Genomic DNA, 13748 nt, shown 5'->3' on the forward strand with positions numbered 1-13748 from the left:
ACAAATTTTATACTTTATCTTTTAAAAAAGACTGGGCCTTTGCCCAGTCTTTTTTAGTAATCAAACAAATCAGGATGTGCTCCTGTTCTTTCACCAACATTCAGCTGTCTTATTAAAGCTAAGTCATCTTCTGTTAAAGAAAAATCAAAAATGTTTGCATTTTCTTTTTGACGCTCTGAATGAGTAGATTTTGGTATAGTTACAACACCCATTTCATAATCCCATCTTAAAATAACCTGCGCCGTTGTTTTACCGTATTTTTCAGCAATATTCTTCAAAATAGGGTCGTCTAGATAACGTCCTCTAGCTAAAGGAGACCATGCCTCCAACTGAATATTTCTTTCTTTACAATAGTTAACTAATTCTGGTTGAGCAACTTTCGGATGAAATTCTACCTGATTGACCATTGGTTGAATCTCAGCATTCTTTCTCAAATCTTCCAAGTGATGGATTAGAAAGTTGCTTACCCCTATAGCTCTTGTTTTCTTTTCCTTATAAAGTTTTTCTAAAGCACGATAAGTATCCAAATATTTTCCTGGTACTGGCCAATGGACAAGATATAGATCTATGTAATCCAAGCCAAGTTTATTTATACTGCGATCAAAAGCAGCTAAAGTTTCTTCGTAACCTTGCTCTGTGTTCCAAACTTTAGTTGTGATAAAAAGTTCTTCTCTAGGAACCCCACTTTCCCGAATTCCCTCTCCAACTCCTTCTTCATTCTCATAGAAGGATGCCGTATCAATACTACGGTAGCCAATATCTATTGCTGATTTGACAGTATCTTTCACAAGAGTACCATCTTCTACCTTATAAACTCCAAGCCCAAACCATGGCATCTTAACACCATTTTGCAAAGTCGTTGACATAGTTAGATCCATTGAACTAATCCCTCCTCGTATACTTCCATTCTATATTAGGACGAAAAGTATAAAATTACAATTCATTCCATTCAGAATAAAAACAGCAGAAGAAATGATTCTTCTACTGTTTCGGTAATCTGCTTTCATATAATCCAAAAGAAATAATTCGTAATAATAGTGGATATAACGCAATGATTCCTATGATGTTTCCTAGATCGAGATCTTTATATTTTGTTCTATCTGCTAATAGGTCTGTTCCTAACAAAATAACAGATAAAACAATCATGAGCACCATAGAAATAACTCCAGTTACTGTATTTAGCGGTTTCCAAGCCGTCCAACTTATGGTTGTTTCTTTGGTTACTTTTTGAAAACAAACATAATGAAAAGGTTGAACTTTAAATAAGGCTGATGCTGTAACTAATTCATCTCGATTGTTGATTTTTTTATTGCAATATTTACATACTACATCCTTTTTCATCAAAATTCCCTCGCTTTTTACGACTTGGCAGTTTTTTTTATGAGTTCAATGACATGATCTTTAGCAACACTACTTTCATACTTCTCCATACTTTTCATAATTTTGTCTTTTTCTCTTTCGAGTTGTAAAATTTCTTCATATAATTTGTGTGAATTCGCAAAATCCTCTTCTTCTAAAACATGAGCAAACCCCTGTTTTTCAAAGGAATGTGCATTGAGTATCTGGTCTCCCCTACTTACACTTTTTGATAAAGGAATCAGCAACATTGGCTTTCGTAACGCTAAAAACTCATATATAGCATTTGCACCAGCACGTGAAATAATTAAGTCTGATGCGGCTAAAAGATGCTTTAGGTCATCCTTTACATATTCAAACTGTGCATATCCTTCTTGGTTGTAAGAAGGATTCACATTTCCTTTTCCACAAATATGAATAATGTTAAATGTAGGGAGTAATTTCTCAAGATTAGCGCGTATTCCGTCGTTAATTTTTTTCGAGCCGGAGCTTCCCCCCATAATTAAAAGCGTGGTGCGTTCTTGATGAAATTGACATATTTGCATGCCTTCTTTTCCATCTCCCGTAAAAAGCTCTTCACGAACAATGGCTCCAATCCACTCCGCCTTTCTAACTGGCAAATGCTTCAGAGTTTCAGGGAAAGTGGCTAGGACCTTTGAAGAAAAAGGAATCGCTAATCTATTAGCCAACCCGGGAGTATAATCAGACTCATGAATGATGGCTGGGACTCTATTGACTCCCGCACCAATCACAACTGGCACAGATACAAATCCACCTTTTGAAAAAACAACATCTGGTTTTACCTTTCTTATGATTCGCTGAGCTTCCCATGTTCCCTTTAATACTTTGAAAGGATCTTTTAAGTTTTCTTTGGAAAGATACCTTCTTAATTTTCCTGTGGAAATGGAATAATAGGTGACGTCTTCCAGGGGCTCAATAAGTTCTCGCTCTATTCCATTTTTGGATCCAATATAATCAACCTTCCATCCCAACTTTAAAAATTCTGGAATCAAGGCTAAATTTACCATAACATGACCGGCGGTACCTCCACCAGTAAACAGAATTCTTCTTGCCTTTACCTTCATTTACAACGCCCCTTCGTTAGATGTTTAATTTATTCATGTTCATGATGTGGATATGCTATAATCCATCTTATCAACTCTTTAGAAGATCACTCCATTATAAAAGGAAGTTTTTAAATGTATGAAACATTTACAATAAAAGAAAAAATGAAATTATTCTCGGTCATCCTCCTACCCATCCTAATCACACAGCTTGGCCTATATGCCATGAACTTTTTTGATACAGTGATGTCAGGCCAAGCAGGTACTGCTGATTTAGCGGGAGTAGCCATTGGATCTAGTCTTTGGGTACCAGTCTTTACGGGACTGAATGGAATATTATTAGCTATCTCTCCCATTGTAGCCCATTTAAATGGAAAGAAACAGAAAGAAGAGATTCCTTTCGTAGTCAGACAAGGAATTTACTTAGCTATTTTACTTGCAGCGGTTGTCGGAACAATTGGTTATTTTTTGCTAGATCCTTTGCTTCAACTCATGAAACTTGAACCTGATGTCTATGGAGTTGCTAAAGGCTACCTATTAGCACTCGGTATAGGGTTAGTTCCATTATTTGTTTACAATTTGCTTCGAAGTTTTCTAGATGGGTTAGGACATACGAGGGTTTCCATGTTTATTACTCTTATAGCCCTTCCCATTAACGTTTTTCTAAATTATATTTTTATTTTTGGAAAGCTTGGTTTACCTGCCTTAGGTGGCATAGGAGCAGGATTAGCTTCATCTATTACTTATTGGTTAGTGATGGTTCTTGCTATCTTTATTATACATCGAATAAGACCATTTGCATTTTATCATATTTTTAACTCATTTGAATTACCCAATATAAAACTCTGGTTAGAACAATTAAAAATTGGAATACCCATTGGATTTGCTATTTTTTTCGAAACAAGCATTTTTGCCGCTGTTACGTTATTTATGTCTGATTTCGGTACAAATACAATTGCCGCTCACCAAGCTGCCATTAACTTTTCTTCCTTCTTATATATGATTCCGTTGAGCATATCCATGGCATTAACCGTAGTTGTTGGTTTTGAAGTAGGCGCCATGCGAGTTAAAGATGCCATTACCTATAGTAAAATTGGAATCTTAGGGGCCATTCTTATGGCTGTATTTTGCGGGATTATTTTATATGTATTTGATGACTGGATTGCACAGTTATATAATTCAAACCCAAAAGTAATAAAGCTTACAAAACACTTTATTTTTTACGCAATCTTTTTCCAGCTTTCTGATGCATTTGGTGCACCTATACAAGGAGTACTCCGCGGGTATAAAGATGTGAACATTACTTTAATTATGGCTTTAGTCTCCTATTGGGTTATCGGCCTCCCATCAGGAATATTGTTAGCCACTTATACAGACTTTGGCCCTTATGGATATTGGATGGGGCTCATTATTGGTTTAGCCGCAGGAGCCATGACCTTGTTAGGAAGAATGCTAGTTATTCAAAAGAAGCATTTAGCTATAATCCTTCGCAAAGAATCAATAGAACCATAAAAAAAGCAGGGAAAAATCCCTGCTTTTTTTATTTGGTAATGAACATTTGGGTCCAATAATGGCCATAACTTCCACCTTTAGCATAACCAACGCCTATATAGGTTAAATTAGGATCTAAAATGTTTTTCCTATGTCCAGCGCTATTCATCCATGCATTAACAACGTCTTTTGCTGTCTGTTGACCAGCTGCAATATTTTCCGCTGCTCTGGTATAAGATATATTAAAGGCTTTAATCATTTGGAATGGAGATCCATAGGTCGGTGAATCATGAGAAAAATATCTCTTGTCTCTCATATCCACGGACTTATATCTCGCCACTCGCGATAGCTGCCAATCATGCTTCAATGCAGGAAGTCCTTGCTGTGCACGTTCCTGGTTGGTTAGGTCAATAACCTGTTGTTCAATAGTCTTGACATCATTAATAAGAGGAATAGTGACTTTATCTCCAGGATAAATTAAATTAGGGTTTTCAAATTGAGGGTTTGCCTCAATGATTTCTGAGAGCCCAACTTGATATTTAACTGAAATCTTCCAAAGAGAGTCACCCCGTTGAACAATATAAGTATCGTTCCCCTGAGCCCCAACAGATGAAACTCCCAAGATAACACTTAACACCAAGGAACAAAAAAGAGTGATTGCTTTCTTCACTTTACGCCCTCCTTTCTTAATCGTAGTATGTCAAAAGTTCAATCATTTTATTGCTTTACGAAAAAAATAGTGCCCTTAAAATAAGGACACTCAAACACTTAATGCGCTGGGAAAAAGATCATTTGAATAATGAAAATGATTCCAAAAATATAAAGAAGTGGATGGACCAGCTTTCCCTTTCCGCTCACTAATTTCAATAAAGGATACGTGATAAAACCAATTGCTATACCTGTAGCAATGCTTGAAGTAAGTGGCATCGTCAAAACAATGATAAAGGCAGGAAAGGCTTCATCAAAGGTTTTCCAATCAATTCTTGATAAGCCCTCCATCATAAAACAACCCACAATTAAAAGAACCGGTGCGGTTATTGCCGGCAAGTTAGCGATAGCTTGAACGAAAGGGGAGAAAAACATAGATAAAAGGAACAACCCTGCAACAACAACAGAAGTTAATCCCGTTCTTCCACCTGCTGCAACACCAGTGCTAGATTCAATATAAGCAGTAGAAGGACTACTTCCTAATGCAGAACCAATAGTTGTAGCGAAAGCATCCGATAACAAGGCATGTTTTGCTTTTGGTAACTTTCCATTCTTGGTCAGACCAGCTTGTTCTGAAACTCCAATTAATGTTCCTGTTGTATCAAAAATGGTTACTAATAAAAAAGCAAATACAATTGTATATAAATGGTTTGAAAAGACACCTGCAATATCTAGGTCGAATAGTACTGGGCTGGGAGGCGCTGATAACAAACCTTGGAACACTAGTTGATCCGTCATAAAACCTATAATCCCAGTGATCACCATTCCTAGAAATAGCGCGCCTTTCACTTGTCTTGCCATTAAAATAAGCGTAATAAATAATCCAACGATAGCTAAAATAGTAGTTGGTTGATGTAAATCCCCAAAAGCCACCATCGTACTTTCACTAGGAACAACGATACCAGCTTGTTTTAGCCCCAAGAAGGCGATAAATAAACCGATTCCAGATGTAATCCCATATTTGAGAGAATTTGGAATAGACTCTAATAATGCTTCACGGAATTTTGTAAAACTTAAAAGAAGAAAGATAAGTCCAGCAAGAAATACCGTACCAAAGACCACTTGATAGGATAATCCTTGCGAAGCTACTGTCGCAGCAAAATAGGCATTTAAACCCATGCCCGGTGCAATTGCAATCGGATAATTGGCTAAAAAAGCCATACTTAAAGTTCCAATGACAGCTGAAATAATCGTCGCCATAAAGACTTGATCAAAAGGAACTCCTGCACTTGATAAAATAACAGGATTAAGAATAACAATATAAACCATCGTTAAAAAAGTAGTGAATCCTGCTAACACTTCTGTTCGAACATTCGTGTTATTTTGCCCCAAATGAAATAGTTTCTCTAACATATGTACCCTTCTTTCCGAATGATATTAACCAACATTAATCATAATATTCGTTTTTATAGTTAATTTCAATGATTTAAATGAAAAATATTATTTCCGGATAAGTTTTTTAAAAATCCTTAGAAAAAGAGACAACCCAAAAGGTTGCCTCTTTATTATTTCACTGCTTTCCTAAATCCTTCAGACAACATATCTGCCAATACAACTAGAAGGACATAACATATTAAAAATAAAGTCACTTCTGAATAATGGAACCAACTCATGCTCAACTTGAACTCCCTACCTAATCCACCTGCACCAACGAAGCCAACCACAATCGTTGTTCGGATGATCACTTCCCAACGATAGAGGATATACGTAATAAATTTAGGAAGAACGTTAGGTAATACACCATATAAAAACATTTGTGATTTACTTGCACCACTAGAAGCTAAACTCCGGATCGGTCGGTTATCCGTATCTTCCAATACTTCAGCACAAAGCTTTCCAAGAATACCAAAGTTGTGGAGGGCTAAGGCAATGGCACCTGGAAGAACACCTGGTTTAAAAATAAAGATAATGATCATTGCCCAGATCAACTCTGGTACGGCACGAGAAAAAACATACATCAGACGGACAATATTGTACATTAACCAGCCATACCACTTTTTCCCTAAGGTTAACGTCCCGTCAGCCACATTTCTTGCCGCTGGGATAACCGTAAAAATCATCGCAATAACCGAAAAACCAATGGCCATGACACTCATTTGAAGGGTCTCATAAGAAAGTTTCAAAGCATTTTTCCAGCTTTCAACATCAAGGAAAGCTGGATTTTCTTCATTTAACCCAAGTAAAGAGGTTAAAAACTCTTTAGTGTGCTTCGCATTTTCCTCTGAAAAAAGTGTAGATAATGTTGCTTTTTCACCAATAAAAATAAATACCCAAGAACTAATAAAAAGTACAATAATAGCGAAAAAAGAAAGTCGAACAAAGCCTAGTCGTTCCTTTAATGATCTTTTTCTCATGATACCAACCTCTTTCTTAACCCTTGGCTCCACAAATCAACGAGCACGACAATAGCAATTAAGAAATACAAGAAGGTCCATACCTCATCATATTTCAAATCGTCAAGGGAAAGTTGAATCTGGTAACCAAGTCCACCTAGACCTACGAAACTCATGATAGCAGAGGAACGAATGGCACATTCAAAACGATACATAACATAACTAACCATGTCAGCAGAGGCAATAGGCAGATAACCATATAAAAGAACCTGAAACCTTGAAGCACCACTTGCTCTAAGTGCATCAATTGGTTCTTGAGGCACATCATTTAACATATCAGCAAAAATTCTACCCAAGATTCCCCCATAGGGAATGGAAATCGCAAAAATTGCAGTATAAGGAGATAACCCAATGGCCGCCACAAATAGCCAAGCCCATACTAGCTCATGAATAGCCCTCATAAACCCTAATACTCCGCGAAATCCTACTTTTGTATAAATTCTTGTTTTGTTTCCTGATAAAACACCAGAAGCTAAAAGTCCAAAAACGAAGCCAAATAGAACGGCAAGTGACATCCCAGCTACTGCATATGCTAATGTTTTCCATGTTGAAACTATAGCTAGACTTAGGATTTCTGAAGAGAGGTCAGGAGTGACCATTCCTTTTAGAATTTGTAAAAGCATGACCCCCCCACCAGAATGGAAGAGATCAGAATTCCATGTCACAGAGGTTAAACTCCAAATAAAAACACCAATTACTAATACGGTAAGAAACGTTTTATTTTTAAAAAGAGGGGCTCTAACCATCCTGCCTCATCCCCTCTAATTCGTATAACTCTTGAAGCTGTTCATCATTCACCTGTTCCACTGGCAAATCAAAAAATAATTTTCCATTCCTCAGTCCAATAATTCGATCAAAATATTTTTTGGCTAAGTCAACAGAGTGTAAACTCGCAAGTAAGGTTTGGTTCTCTTCTTCTGCTAGTTTTACCATTATAGAAAGAACATCATCTGCTCGCGCAGGGTCTAATGATGCTACAGGTTCATCGGCAAGTATGATTTCTGGTTGTTGAACAAGCAATCGTGCTAAAGCCACTCGTTGTTGCTGTCCACCTGATAAATCGGCGGTTTTCTCATAAGCCTTCTCCTCTAATCCCACTCGCTTTAAAGCGTTAATTGCCACTTGCCTTTCTCGAGGAAAAATAAGGGAAATTAGGGATTTAAAGAACCCCCATTCTCCAAGCCTTCCAGCCAAAACGTTGTGTATGACAGGCAATGGCGTTACAAGGTCAAATTGTTGGCGGATGATTCCAACCTTTCGTGACAAATCCCTACCTGCTTTGTATTGTGTGGTCCTTTTTTGATCAATCAAAATTTCTCCTTGATCAGGATGGATCAAATTAGCCATCAAATTAAGTAGCGTTGATTTACCAGCACCACTTGGCCCTACCAAAGCTATTTTTTCTCCTTTTTCAATACAAAAAGAAAGGGAAGAGAGTGCAGCGTTCTTCCCATAATGTTTTTCTATTTGATTAATCTCATATTGATAAGTTGGAGCTGTCATTTCTCTTACCCCATTCTTTATTTAATAATTCCTAACTCCTCAGCAACTTGGCGAATCATATCATAATTTGCATTATTAGTTTCAATGAATTTATCCGTTTGGAAAAGATCTACAATCGCTTCTTGCTCAGATGTTACGGATAATAGAGCTTCTTTTACTTTATCCTTTGTACCTTCTCCAAATTCTTCATCTACACTATTAATCGTCCAGTTGTAGTCGTAGTATGAAGGCGTCGTATAGAAAACATCTACTTTACTAGTATCTACTTTCCCTTCCTCAACTGCACTTTCCCACACAGCCTCATTTAGAGCACCAGCTTGGAAAGCACCTGACTCAACAAGTTTGTATGTTTTGTCATGGGATCCTGAATAGTTCGGATCTCCATCAAGATCTGCATTTGGATCAATTCCAGCTTCCATCATATAGTAGCGAGGCATTAAATGTCCAGACGTTGAACTTTCACTTCCAAAAGTAAAACTAAGTCCCTTCACATCTTCAATTGACTCTAACCCTAAATCTTTTTGAGCAACAAAAACAGAATGGAACTCAGCATCTCTTGGACGTTGAGCTATAGCTTCTGCCCCTTCCACTGCATTTCGAGCTTGAACACCAGTCAAGCCACCAAACCAAGCTAAGTGAACTTCCCCACGCTCAAAAGCTTTTACCAAGGCAGCATAGTCATTAGAAGGAACATATTCAACAGTTAGCCCTGTTTTTTCTCCAATATAATCAGCAATTTCCTGAAAACGGCGGTTCAAATCTGATACATTTTGATCTGGAATCCCACCAATTTTAAAAACCTTATCTCCGTTATCAGCAGATGCATTATCTGTGTTTTCATCATCCCCACCACATGCCGCAAGTACTAAAACAAAAAATACACTAAGTATTCCTAAAAACCATTTCTTCACATTAAAAACCCCTTATATAAGTTTTATTTATATTACATATTACAAATTATAATGAAACATGCTTAAATCGTAAAGAAATTTACTTATTTCCTTTATGGGATTTTGTTCCAAACGTTCATATAAAATTCACTTTTTGAAGTTTGCTTTTCATTTGACCTTTACTGACCAAATGAATATACTATAATTGAAAAAGATATATTAATAACAAAAGAGGAGGTAACAGCTATGCCAAACTTGTTTCCAAGACGAAACAGAGACCTTTTTGATCACATGAGAGATGTGTTTGATCATGGATTGCGCCAGAGCTTTGCCGATGATTTTTTTGCACCGATGAGTGATTTTTTCAGTAATCAGTCGTTTAAAATGGATGTAAAAGATGATGGAAATGCCTACTTAGTTGAAGCAGAACTACCTGGGGTAGAAAAAGATGACATTTCTGTCGAGTACAAAGGAGATTATGTCACCATTCGTGCAAAACGTGAGGGGCATAAAGAAACAAAGGATGAAAAGAACAATTATATTCGTCGTGAACGTTCTTACGGAAGCTTTGAAAGAAGCTTTTATGTGGGAGACATTGATGAAACACAGATCAAAGGGAAATTTAAAAATGGAGTCCTCCAGCTCTCTATTCCAAAAGGAGATACTGGAGAAAAAGCGTATCGAATTGAATTAGAATGATTAAATCGCCCAGCCTATGTGCTGGGTTTTCTTTTGTTTTTGGCATCCTTTCCTACCCCTTGGGGCGGAGGCTTATTTCAATCTCTAGTTGGTTCGTGATTGCTATTCCATCAACTATAATGAATGTATTAAATATCGAAGGGACTATGAGAAATGAAAAAAACCTTTTCTGTATTTCAAAATAAAAATTTTACGAAAGTCTTTATTGCTGCCGTTACTTCCCACTTAGGAACCATTGTTGGAATGACAGCCTTTATGTTTTACCTTTTAGAACGATTTTCTAGTCAGCCTTTTTATGCCACATTCACAGAAATGATGTACTCAGCTCCCACACTTTTTGTATTCTTTTTGACCGGTGTTGTTGCTGACCGTATGGACCGCCAGAAAGTTGCAATTTATGCAGATTTAATATGTGCCATCTTATCCTTTACACTCGTAGCCGCAGTTCTAACAGAGTGGATGCCACTTGTATTCTTCGTATTATTTTTAAGAAGTGGGATTGCCAAATTCTTTGATCCAGCTGAAAAGAGTCTAGTTCAGGGAATTTTGCAAGAAGAAGAATACAAAACAGCCGCTGGCCTCAACCAAATGGTAGCTGGTGTATTTAATCTTTTTGCAACAGGGATTGGTTTAGTCGCTTATTGGAGTTTAGGAGTTCAAGGAGCCATCATTGCGGATGGAATCACATTTTTAGTCTCGGCTTTCTTAATATGGTCTTGCCAAATTGACCAAGAAGCTAGACTACCAAATGGCTCACATTCATGGAAAGAATTAAAAGTCAAATTTATTTTCCAAGATTTTAAAGATGGACTGCTCTATATTCTTAACCACAAGTTATTATTTGCGATTATAACCGGCTTCTTTATTCTAGGGATTGTTAATGGTGGTCTGTCAGTAATGCCAATGTATATTTTAAAATATAAGTTGGCGCCGAACTCTTATGAACAATGGGCTGTTGTGTTAGGTATTATTTTTGGTATTTCGATGATTGTCGGAAGCATCCTCTCTTCTATGTTAGTATACAAAATAAAGCTTTATACTGCGCTTTCTCTTGGATTAAGCATTTCTGGAGCATTTTTAATGTTAGGTGGAATAGCTCCTACACTGGCTTGGTTTCTAGTAGGATCCGTTTTTGTAGCACTAACTATTCCACTAGCAAACATCGCTATTGGAGGGTGGCTCCCTTCGATCGTAGATAAAAAAATGATGGGACGGGTGGAGAGCTGGATTACACCGCTAATGATGGCCTCCCATACAGCTACATTAGGAATTATTTCTGTTGGCTTTCCATCCTGGTTCACTATATCCCAAATCTTTTATGCATGTGGGGGAGCCCTCTTATTCGTAGGAGTCGGATATTACCTTATCCTCCCTAAATTAAGTCGAGAATATGATGAGAAAAAACAAAATCTTACCATTGGAATACCTGTAGCTGATGTAGTACAGGAATAACATGAACTGCTTAGATTGAAAACTTGTAAAGCGCGAGGTTTTTCTATTCTTCGAAAAACTAGTTTTCTATAAGAGGTGCATACGATAGAATAAGAGAAACACAAAGAAAAAGGGAGAGTGTCCCTATGGCAAAGAAAAGACAAAGTGAATATGAAAAACTAATTTTTGAAATGTTTTATAACCATGCCTACCAAACCGCATATTTCATTGTGCGAGACGCTCATATGGCACAAGATATTGTACAAGAATCATTTATAAAAATTTTTAAAAAGATACATACCGTTAAAGATGGAGATAAGTTGAAAGCATGGATAGGCACGGTAACGACACGGACTGCAATTGATTTCATAAGAAAGTCAAAAAAAAGCATCGATTTGCTTGCAGATGACGTCTATATAGATAAGGAGACCATTCAGGAGCTAAATAATCAGCCTACAGTAGAAGCCATCGTTGAGTCAAAGCTTGTTAAAGAGCTATTGCAACAAAAACTTTCTGAATTGAAACCTGAATATAAAGAAGTCCTACTTCTTAAATACGAACATGATTTAAAGGAACAAGAAATTGCGGATGCACTAGAAATCTCACTTTCAGCAGTAAAGTCTCGTATCTATCGTGGAAAGCAAAGACTTAAAGAAATCTTGATTAGGACGGAAGATTTTAAGGATGGTGGTAGAATTTTATGAAAAACAAGAAAGAAGACCAACTAGAAAAATTAATTAAAGAGACCATTCATTCGGACTTGGAAAATAGTCCAGATCCCCCATTGTCCGTTGAAGAGGCATGGGAAAAGCTTAATTCTAAACGGGACCGCTCCCCTAAAAAAACATTTACGGTGCCTAAAATCGTAGTTGCTGCGATTCTTTTTCTCTTGTTGGGATCTTCGTTATTTATGATTCCAAACAGTGGGAATGCTTTTAAACCATTAACAGAGATGTATCACACAGCAAGTGATTCTGTGACTCGGATTTTTATTAAATCAGAAACAGACTCAGCTCCCAAGGAATCAAATCTCCCATCACCTGACAACTTTGAAGTAGGTGAACCTTTTACAACTGAAAAAATGCCACTAGAAGACGCACAGAAGGTTACTGCCTTCCCCATTAGAGTTCCAAAATATATACCAGAGGGATTTACTTTACAGGATGTTACAGTACTCAGTAATCATGTAGAAAAGAGTCAGGATATTTATTTGAATTATTTTAATAACGAAAAACGTTTTGCAATCAACCAGATTTTAATGGGAGAAATGTATGGTTCAGGAAGAGTTAACGGGGTCGATGAAAGTTCAATAGAAGAAATCTCCATTAATGGAGAGCAAGCGACTCTCATTCAGTACAAGGAAGATTTATTCGAGATTATATGGACAAATCAATCCTATGAAATATCAATTAGTGGTACTTTATCGAGGGATGAAATTATTGCTATAGCAGAATCTCTTTAAAACAAAAGTGAGGGAAATCCCTCACTTTTGTTTATGGATACCAAAGATAGGATGAATAACTTGTTGCTGTTTCTGTATCTGATCCATGAGTCACAGCATGCCGAGATCTTGTACGATAATAATAACCACTAATAAGAGATACATAACTTCCACCACTAGCAACTGAATCATTATAGTTGCTAAATGTTCCTATATAACTTATATCCACCCATTTTTTCTCAACACTTGAATCCCAAATTTGCAAATAAACCTCTACCTCCACTTTATCAACTGGATAATAAGCTCCCGACTTTCCCACCACAAAAGCAGATGTACCAATGATTTCAATTGAGCTGGTTCCATATTTTAAATATTGAGTAGAAGATAGTGTTGAGTAAGAGCCGTCTTTTTTAAGAAAAACATCTCCAATACTACCTTCCCCATAATATGGATCCTGCGATTCTATCCCAATACTTGGTTTAGCCGGTTTTTCATCACCCTCAGCCATTACACTCATTCCACTAGGGAAATTAAGAATGAAAAGCAGAAAAGAAATAACAAAAATTAATCTTTTTTTCATAGTTTTTCTCTCCTTTCCTATCAACTCCTAGACGTAAAAAGGAAAGTTTTAGATGCTATTTTTCTTCATTCAAGTGAAAAAAATCCCCCAGCTCGTTAATAAAAACTAGGGGATCCTATTTATGCAGTTTTCTTGATGTCATTGTAGAACTATTTATTTATGCTGTTACCTTGTTGTCTTTTTGGTAGAACT

At 36.8% G+C, this 13748-nt stretch carries 15 protein-coding genes; 5 read left to right on the forward strand and 10 right to left on the reverse strand.

Annotation, left to right across the window (positions count from 1 at the left end; all coding sequences use genetic code 11):
- Positions 1-53 precede the first annotated feature (53 nt).
- The 3 genes from RZN25_08765 to RZN25_08775 all read right to left on the reverse strand — a co-directional run bounded on the left by RZN25_08765 (position 54) and on the right by RZN25_08775 (position 2441).
- Complete coding sequence (locus tag RZN25_08765; protein ID MEQ6376909.1) at positions 54-878, reverse strand: aldo/keto reductase; 825 nt, start codon at positions 876-878, stop codon at positions 54-56.
- 103 nt (positions 879-981) lie between these two features.
- Entirely contained in the window at positions 982-1341 is a 360-nt protein-coding gene (locus RZN25_08770) for a hypothetical protein (protein ID MEQ6376910.1), read from the reverse strand.
- A gap of 17 nt (positions 1342-1358) precedes the next feature.
- Complete coding sequence (locus RZN25_08775; GenBank protein ID MEQ6376911.1) at positions 1359-2441, reverse strand: undecaprenyldiphospho-muramoylpentapeptide beta-N-acetylglucosaminyltransferase; 1083 nt, start codon at positions 2439-2441, stop codon at positions 1359-1361.
- A 114-nt stretch (positions 2442-2555) separates the two neighbouring features.
- On the opposite strand from RZN25_08775, the gene RZN25_08780 reads away from it, so the two are divergent.
- The gene (locus RZN25_08780) at positions 2556-3932 is read left to right on the forward strand and encodes an MATE family efflux transporter (GenBank protein ID MEQ6376912.1); all 1377 of its coding nucleotides are present in this window, start codon (positions 2556-2558) and stop codon (positions 3930-3932) included.
- A gap of 28 nt (positions 3933-3960) precedes the next feature.
- Here the strand turns inward: RZN25_08780 and safA are convergent, their stop codons facing one another.
- The 6 genes from safA to RZN25_08810 all read right to left on the reverse strand — a co-directional run bounded on the left by safA (position 3961) and on the right by RZN25_08810 (position 9426).
- A complete protein-coding gene (gene safA, locus RZN25_08785) occupies positions 3961-4548 on the reverse strand; it encodes a SafA/ExsA family spore coat assembly protein (GenBank protein ID MEQ6376913.1) in 588 nt (195 codons plus the stop codon).
- A gap of 131 nt (positions 4549-4679) precedes the next feature.
- A complete protein-coding gene (locus RZN25_08790; GenBank protein ID MEQ6376914.1) occupies positions 4680-5972 on the reverse strand; it encodes an NCS2 family permease in 1293 nt (430 codons plus the stop codon).
- A gap of 152 nt (positions 5973-6124) precedes the next feature.
- Complete coding sequence (locus tag RZN25_08795; GenBank protein ID MEQ6376915.1) at positions 6125-6973, reverse strand: ABC transporter permease subunit; 849 nt, start codon at positions 6971-6973, stop codon at positions 6125-6127.
- The gene (locus tag RZN25_08800) at positions 6970-7758 is read right to left on the reverse strand and encodes an ABC transporter permease subunit (protein MEQ6376916.1); all 789 of its coding nucleotides are present in this window, start codon (positions 7756-7758) and stop codon (positions 6970-6972) included. Before RZN25_08800 ends, RZN25_08795 begins: the two co-directional genes overlap by 4 nt.
- A complete protein-coding gene (locus tag RZN25_08805) occupies positions 7751-8515 on the reverse strand; it encodes a phosphonate ABC transporter ATP-binding protein (protein MEQ6376917.1) in 765 nt (254 codons plus the stop codon). Before RZN25_08805 ends, RZN25_08800 begins: the two co-directional genes overlap by 8 nt.
- 17 nt (positions 8516-8532) lie before the next feature.
- Positions 8533-9426, reverse strand: coding sequence for a putative selenate ABC transporter substrate-binding protein (locus RZN25_08810; protein ID MEQ6376918.1), 894 nt, complete (start codon positions 9424-9426; stop codon positions 8533-8535).
- A 225-nt stretch (positions 9427-9651) separates the two neighbouring features.
- Between RZN25_08810 and RZN25_08815 the strand changes: the two genes are divergently transcribed.
- The 4 genes from RZN25_08815 to RZN25_08830 all read left to right on the forward strand — a co-directional run bounded on the left by RZN25_08815 (position 9652) and on the right by RZN25_08830 (position 12997).
- Complete coding sequence (locus RZN25_08815) at positions 9652-10104, forward strand: Hsp20/alpha crystallin family protein (protein MEQ6376919.1); 453 nt, start codon at positions 9652-9654, stop codon at positions 10102-10104.
- A 153-nt stretch (positions 10105-10257) separates the two neighbouring features.
- Positions 10258-11556: an MFS transporter gene (locus tag RZN25_08820; protein ID MEQ6376920.1), complete on the forward strand. Its 1299-nt coding sequence runs from the start codon at positions 10258-10260 to the stop codon at positions 11554-11556.
- 125 nt (positions 11557-11681) lie between these two features.
- On the forward strand, positions 11682-12239 hold the full coding sequence (locus RZN25_08825; GenBank protein MEQ6376921.1) for an RNA polymerase sigma factor: 558 nt from the start codon (positions 11682-11684) through the stop codon (positions 12237-12239).
- Positions 12236-12997, forward strand: a complete 762-nt coding sequence (locus tag RZN25_08830) for a DUF4367 domain-containing protein (protein MEQ6376922.1) — start codon at positions 12236-12238, stop codon at positions 12995-12997. Before RZN25_08825 ends, RZN25_08830 begins: the two co-directional genes overlap by 4 nt.
- Before the next feature lie 31 nt (positions 12998-13028).
- Here RZN25_08830 and RZN25_08835 read toward each other — a convergent pair whose 3' ends face one another.
- Positions 13029-13556, reverse strand: coding sequence for a DUF6147 family protein (locus tag RZN25_08835; protein MEQ6376923.1), 528 nt, complete (start codon positions 13554-13556; stop codon positions 13029-13031).
- Positions 13557-13748: the final 192 nt, after the last annotated feature.

Source organism: Bacillaceae bacterium S4-13-56, from assembly GCA_040191315.1.
Lineage (GTDB): Bacteria > Bacillota > Bacilli > Bacillales > JAWJLM01 > JAWJLM01.

Excerpts from the sequence above, each read along its gene's own strand:
- RZN25_08765 (MEQ6376909.1), bottom strand. The coding sequence starts at position 878 with ATGGATCTAACTATGTCAACGACTTTGCAAAATGGTGTTAAGATGCCA.
- RZN25_08770 (MEQ6376910.1), bottom strand. The coding sequence starts at position 1,341 with ATGAAAAAGGATGTAGTATGTAAATATTGCAATAAAAAAATCAACAAT.
- RZN25_08775 (MEQ6376911.1), bottom strand. The coding sequence starts at position 2,441 with ATGAAGGTAAAGGCAAGAAGAATTCTGTTTACTGGTGGAGGTACCGCC.
- RZN25_08780 (MEQ6376912.1), top strand. The coding sequence starts at position 2,556 with ATGTATGAAACATTTACAATAAAAGAAAAAATGAAATTATTCTCGGTC.
- RZN25_08790 (MEQ6376914.1), bottom strand. The coding sequence starts at position 5,972 with ATGTTAGAGAAACTATTTCATTTGGGGCAAAATAACACGAATGTTCGA.
- RZN25_08795 (MEQ6376915.1), bottom strand. The coding sequence starts at position 6,973 with ATGAGAAAAAGATCATTAAAGGAACGACTAGGCTTTGTTCGACTTTCT.
- RZN25_08800 (MEQ6376916.1), bottom strand. The coding sequence starts at position 7,758 with ATGGTTAGAGCCCCTCTTTTTAAAAATAAAACGTTTCTTACCGTATTA.
- RZN25_08805 (MEQ6376917.1), bottom strand. The coding sequence starts at position 8,515 with ATGACAGCTCCAACTTATCAATATGAGATTAATCAAATAGAAAAACAT.
- RZN25_08815 (MEQ6376919.1), top strand. The coding sequence starts at position 9,652 with ATGCCAAACTTGTTTCCAAGACGAAACAGAGACCTTTTTGATCACATG.
- RZN25_08820 (MEQ6376920.1), top strand. The coding sequence starts at position 10,258 with ATGAAAAAAACCTTTTCTGTATTTCAAAATAAAAATTTTACGAAAGTC.
- RZN25_08825 (MEQ6376921.1), top strand. The coding sequence starts at position 11,682 with ATGGCAAAGAAAAGACAAAGTGAATATGAAAAACTAATTTTTGAAATG.
- RZN25_08830 (MEQ6376922.1), top strand. The coding sequence starts at position 12,236 with ATGAAAAACAAGAAAGAAGACCAACTAGAAAAATTAATTAAAGAGACC.
- RZN25_08835 (MEQ6376923.1), bottom strand. The coding sequence starts at position 13,556 with ATGAAAAAAAGATTAATTTTTGTTATTTCTTTTCTGCTTTTCATTCTT.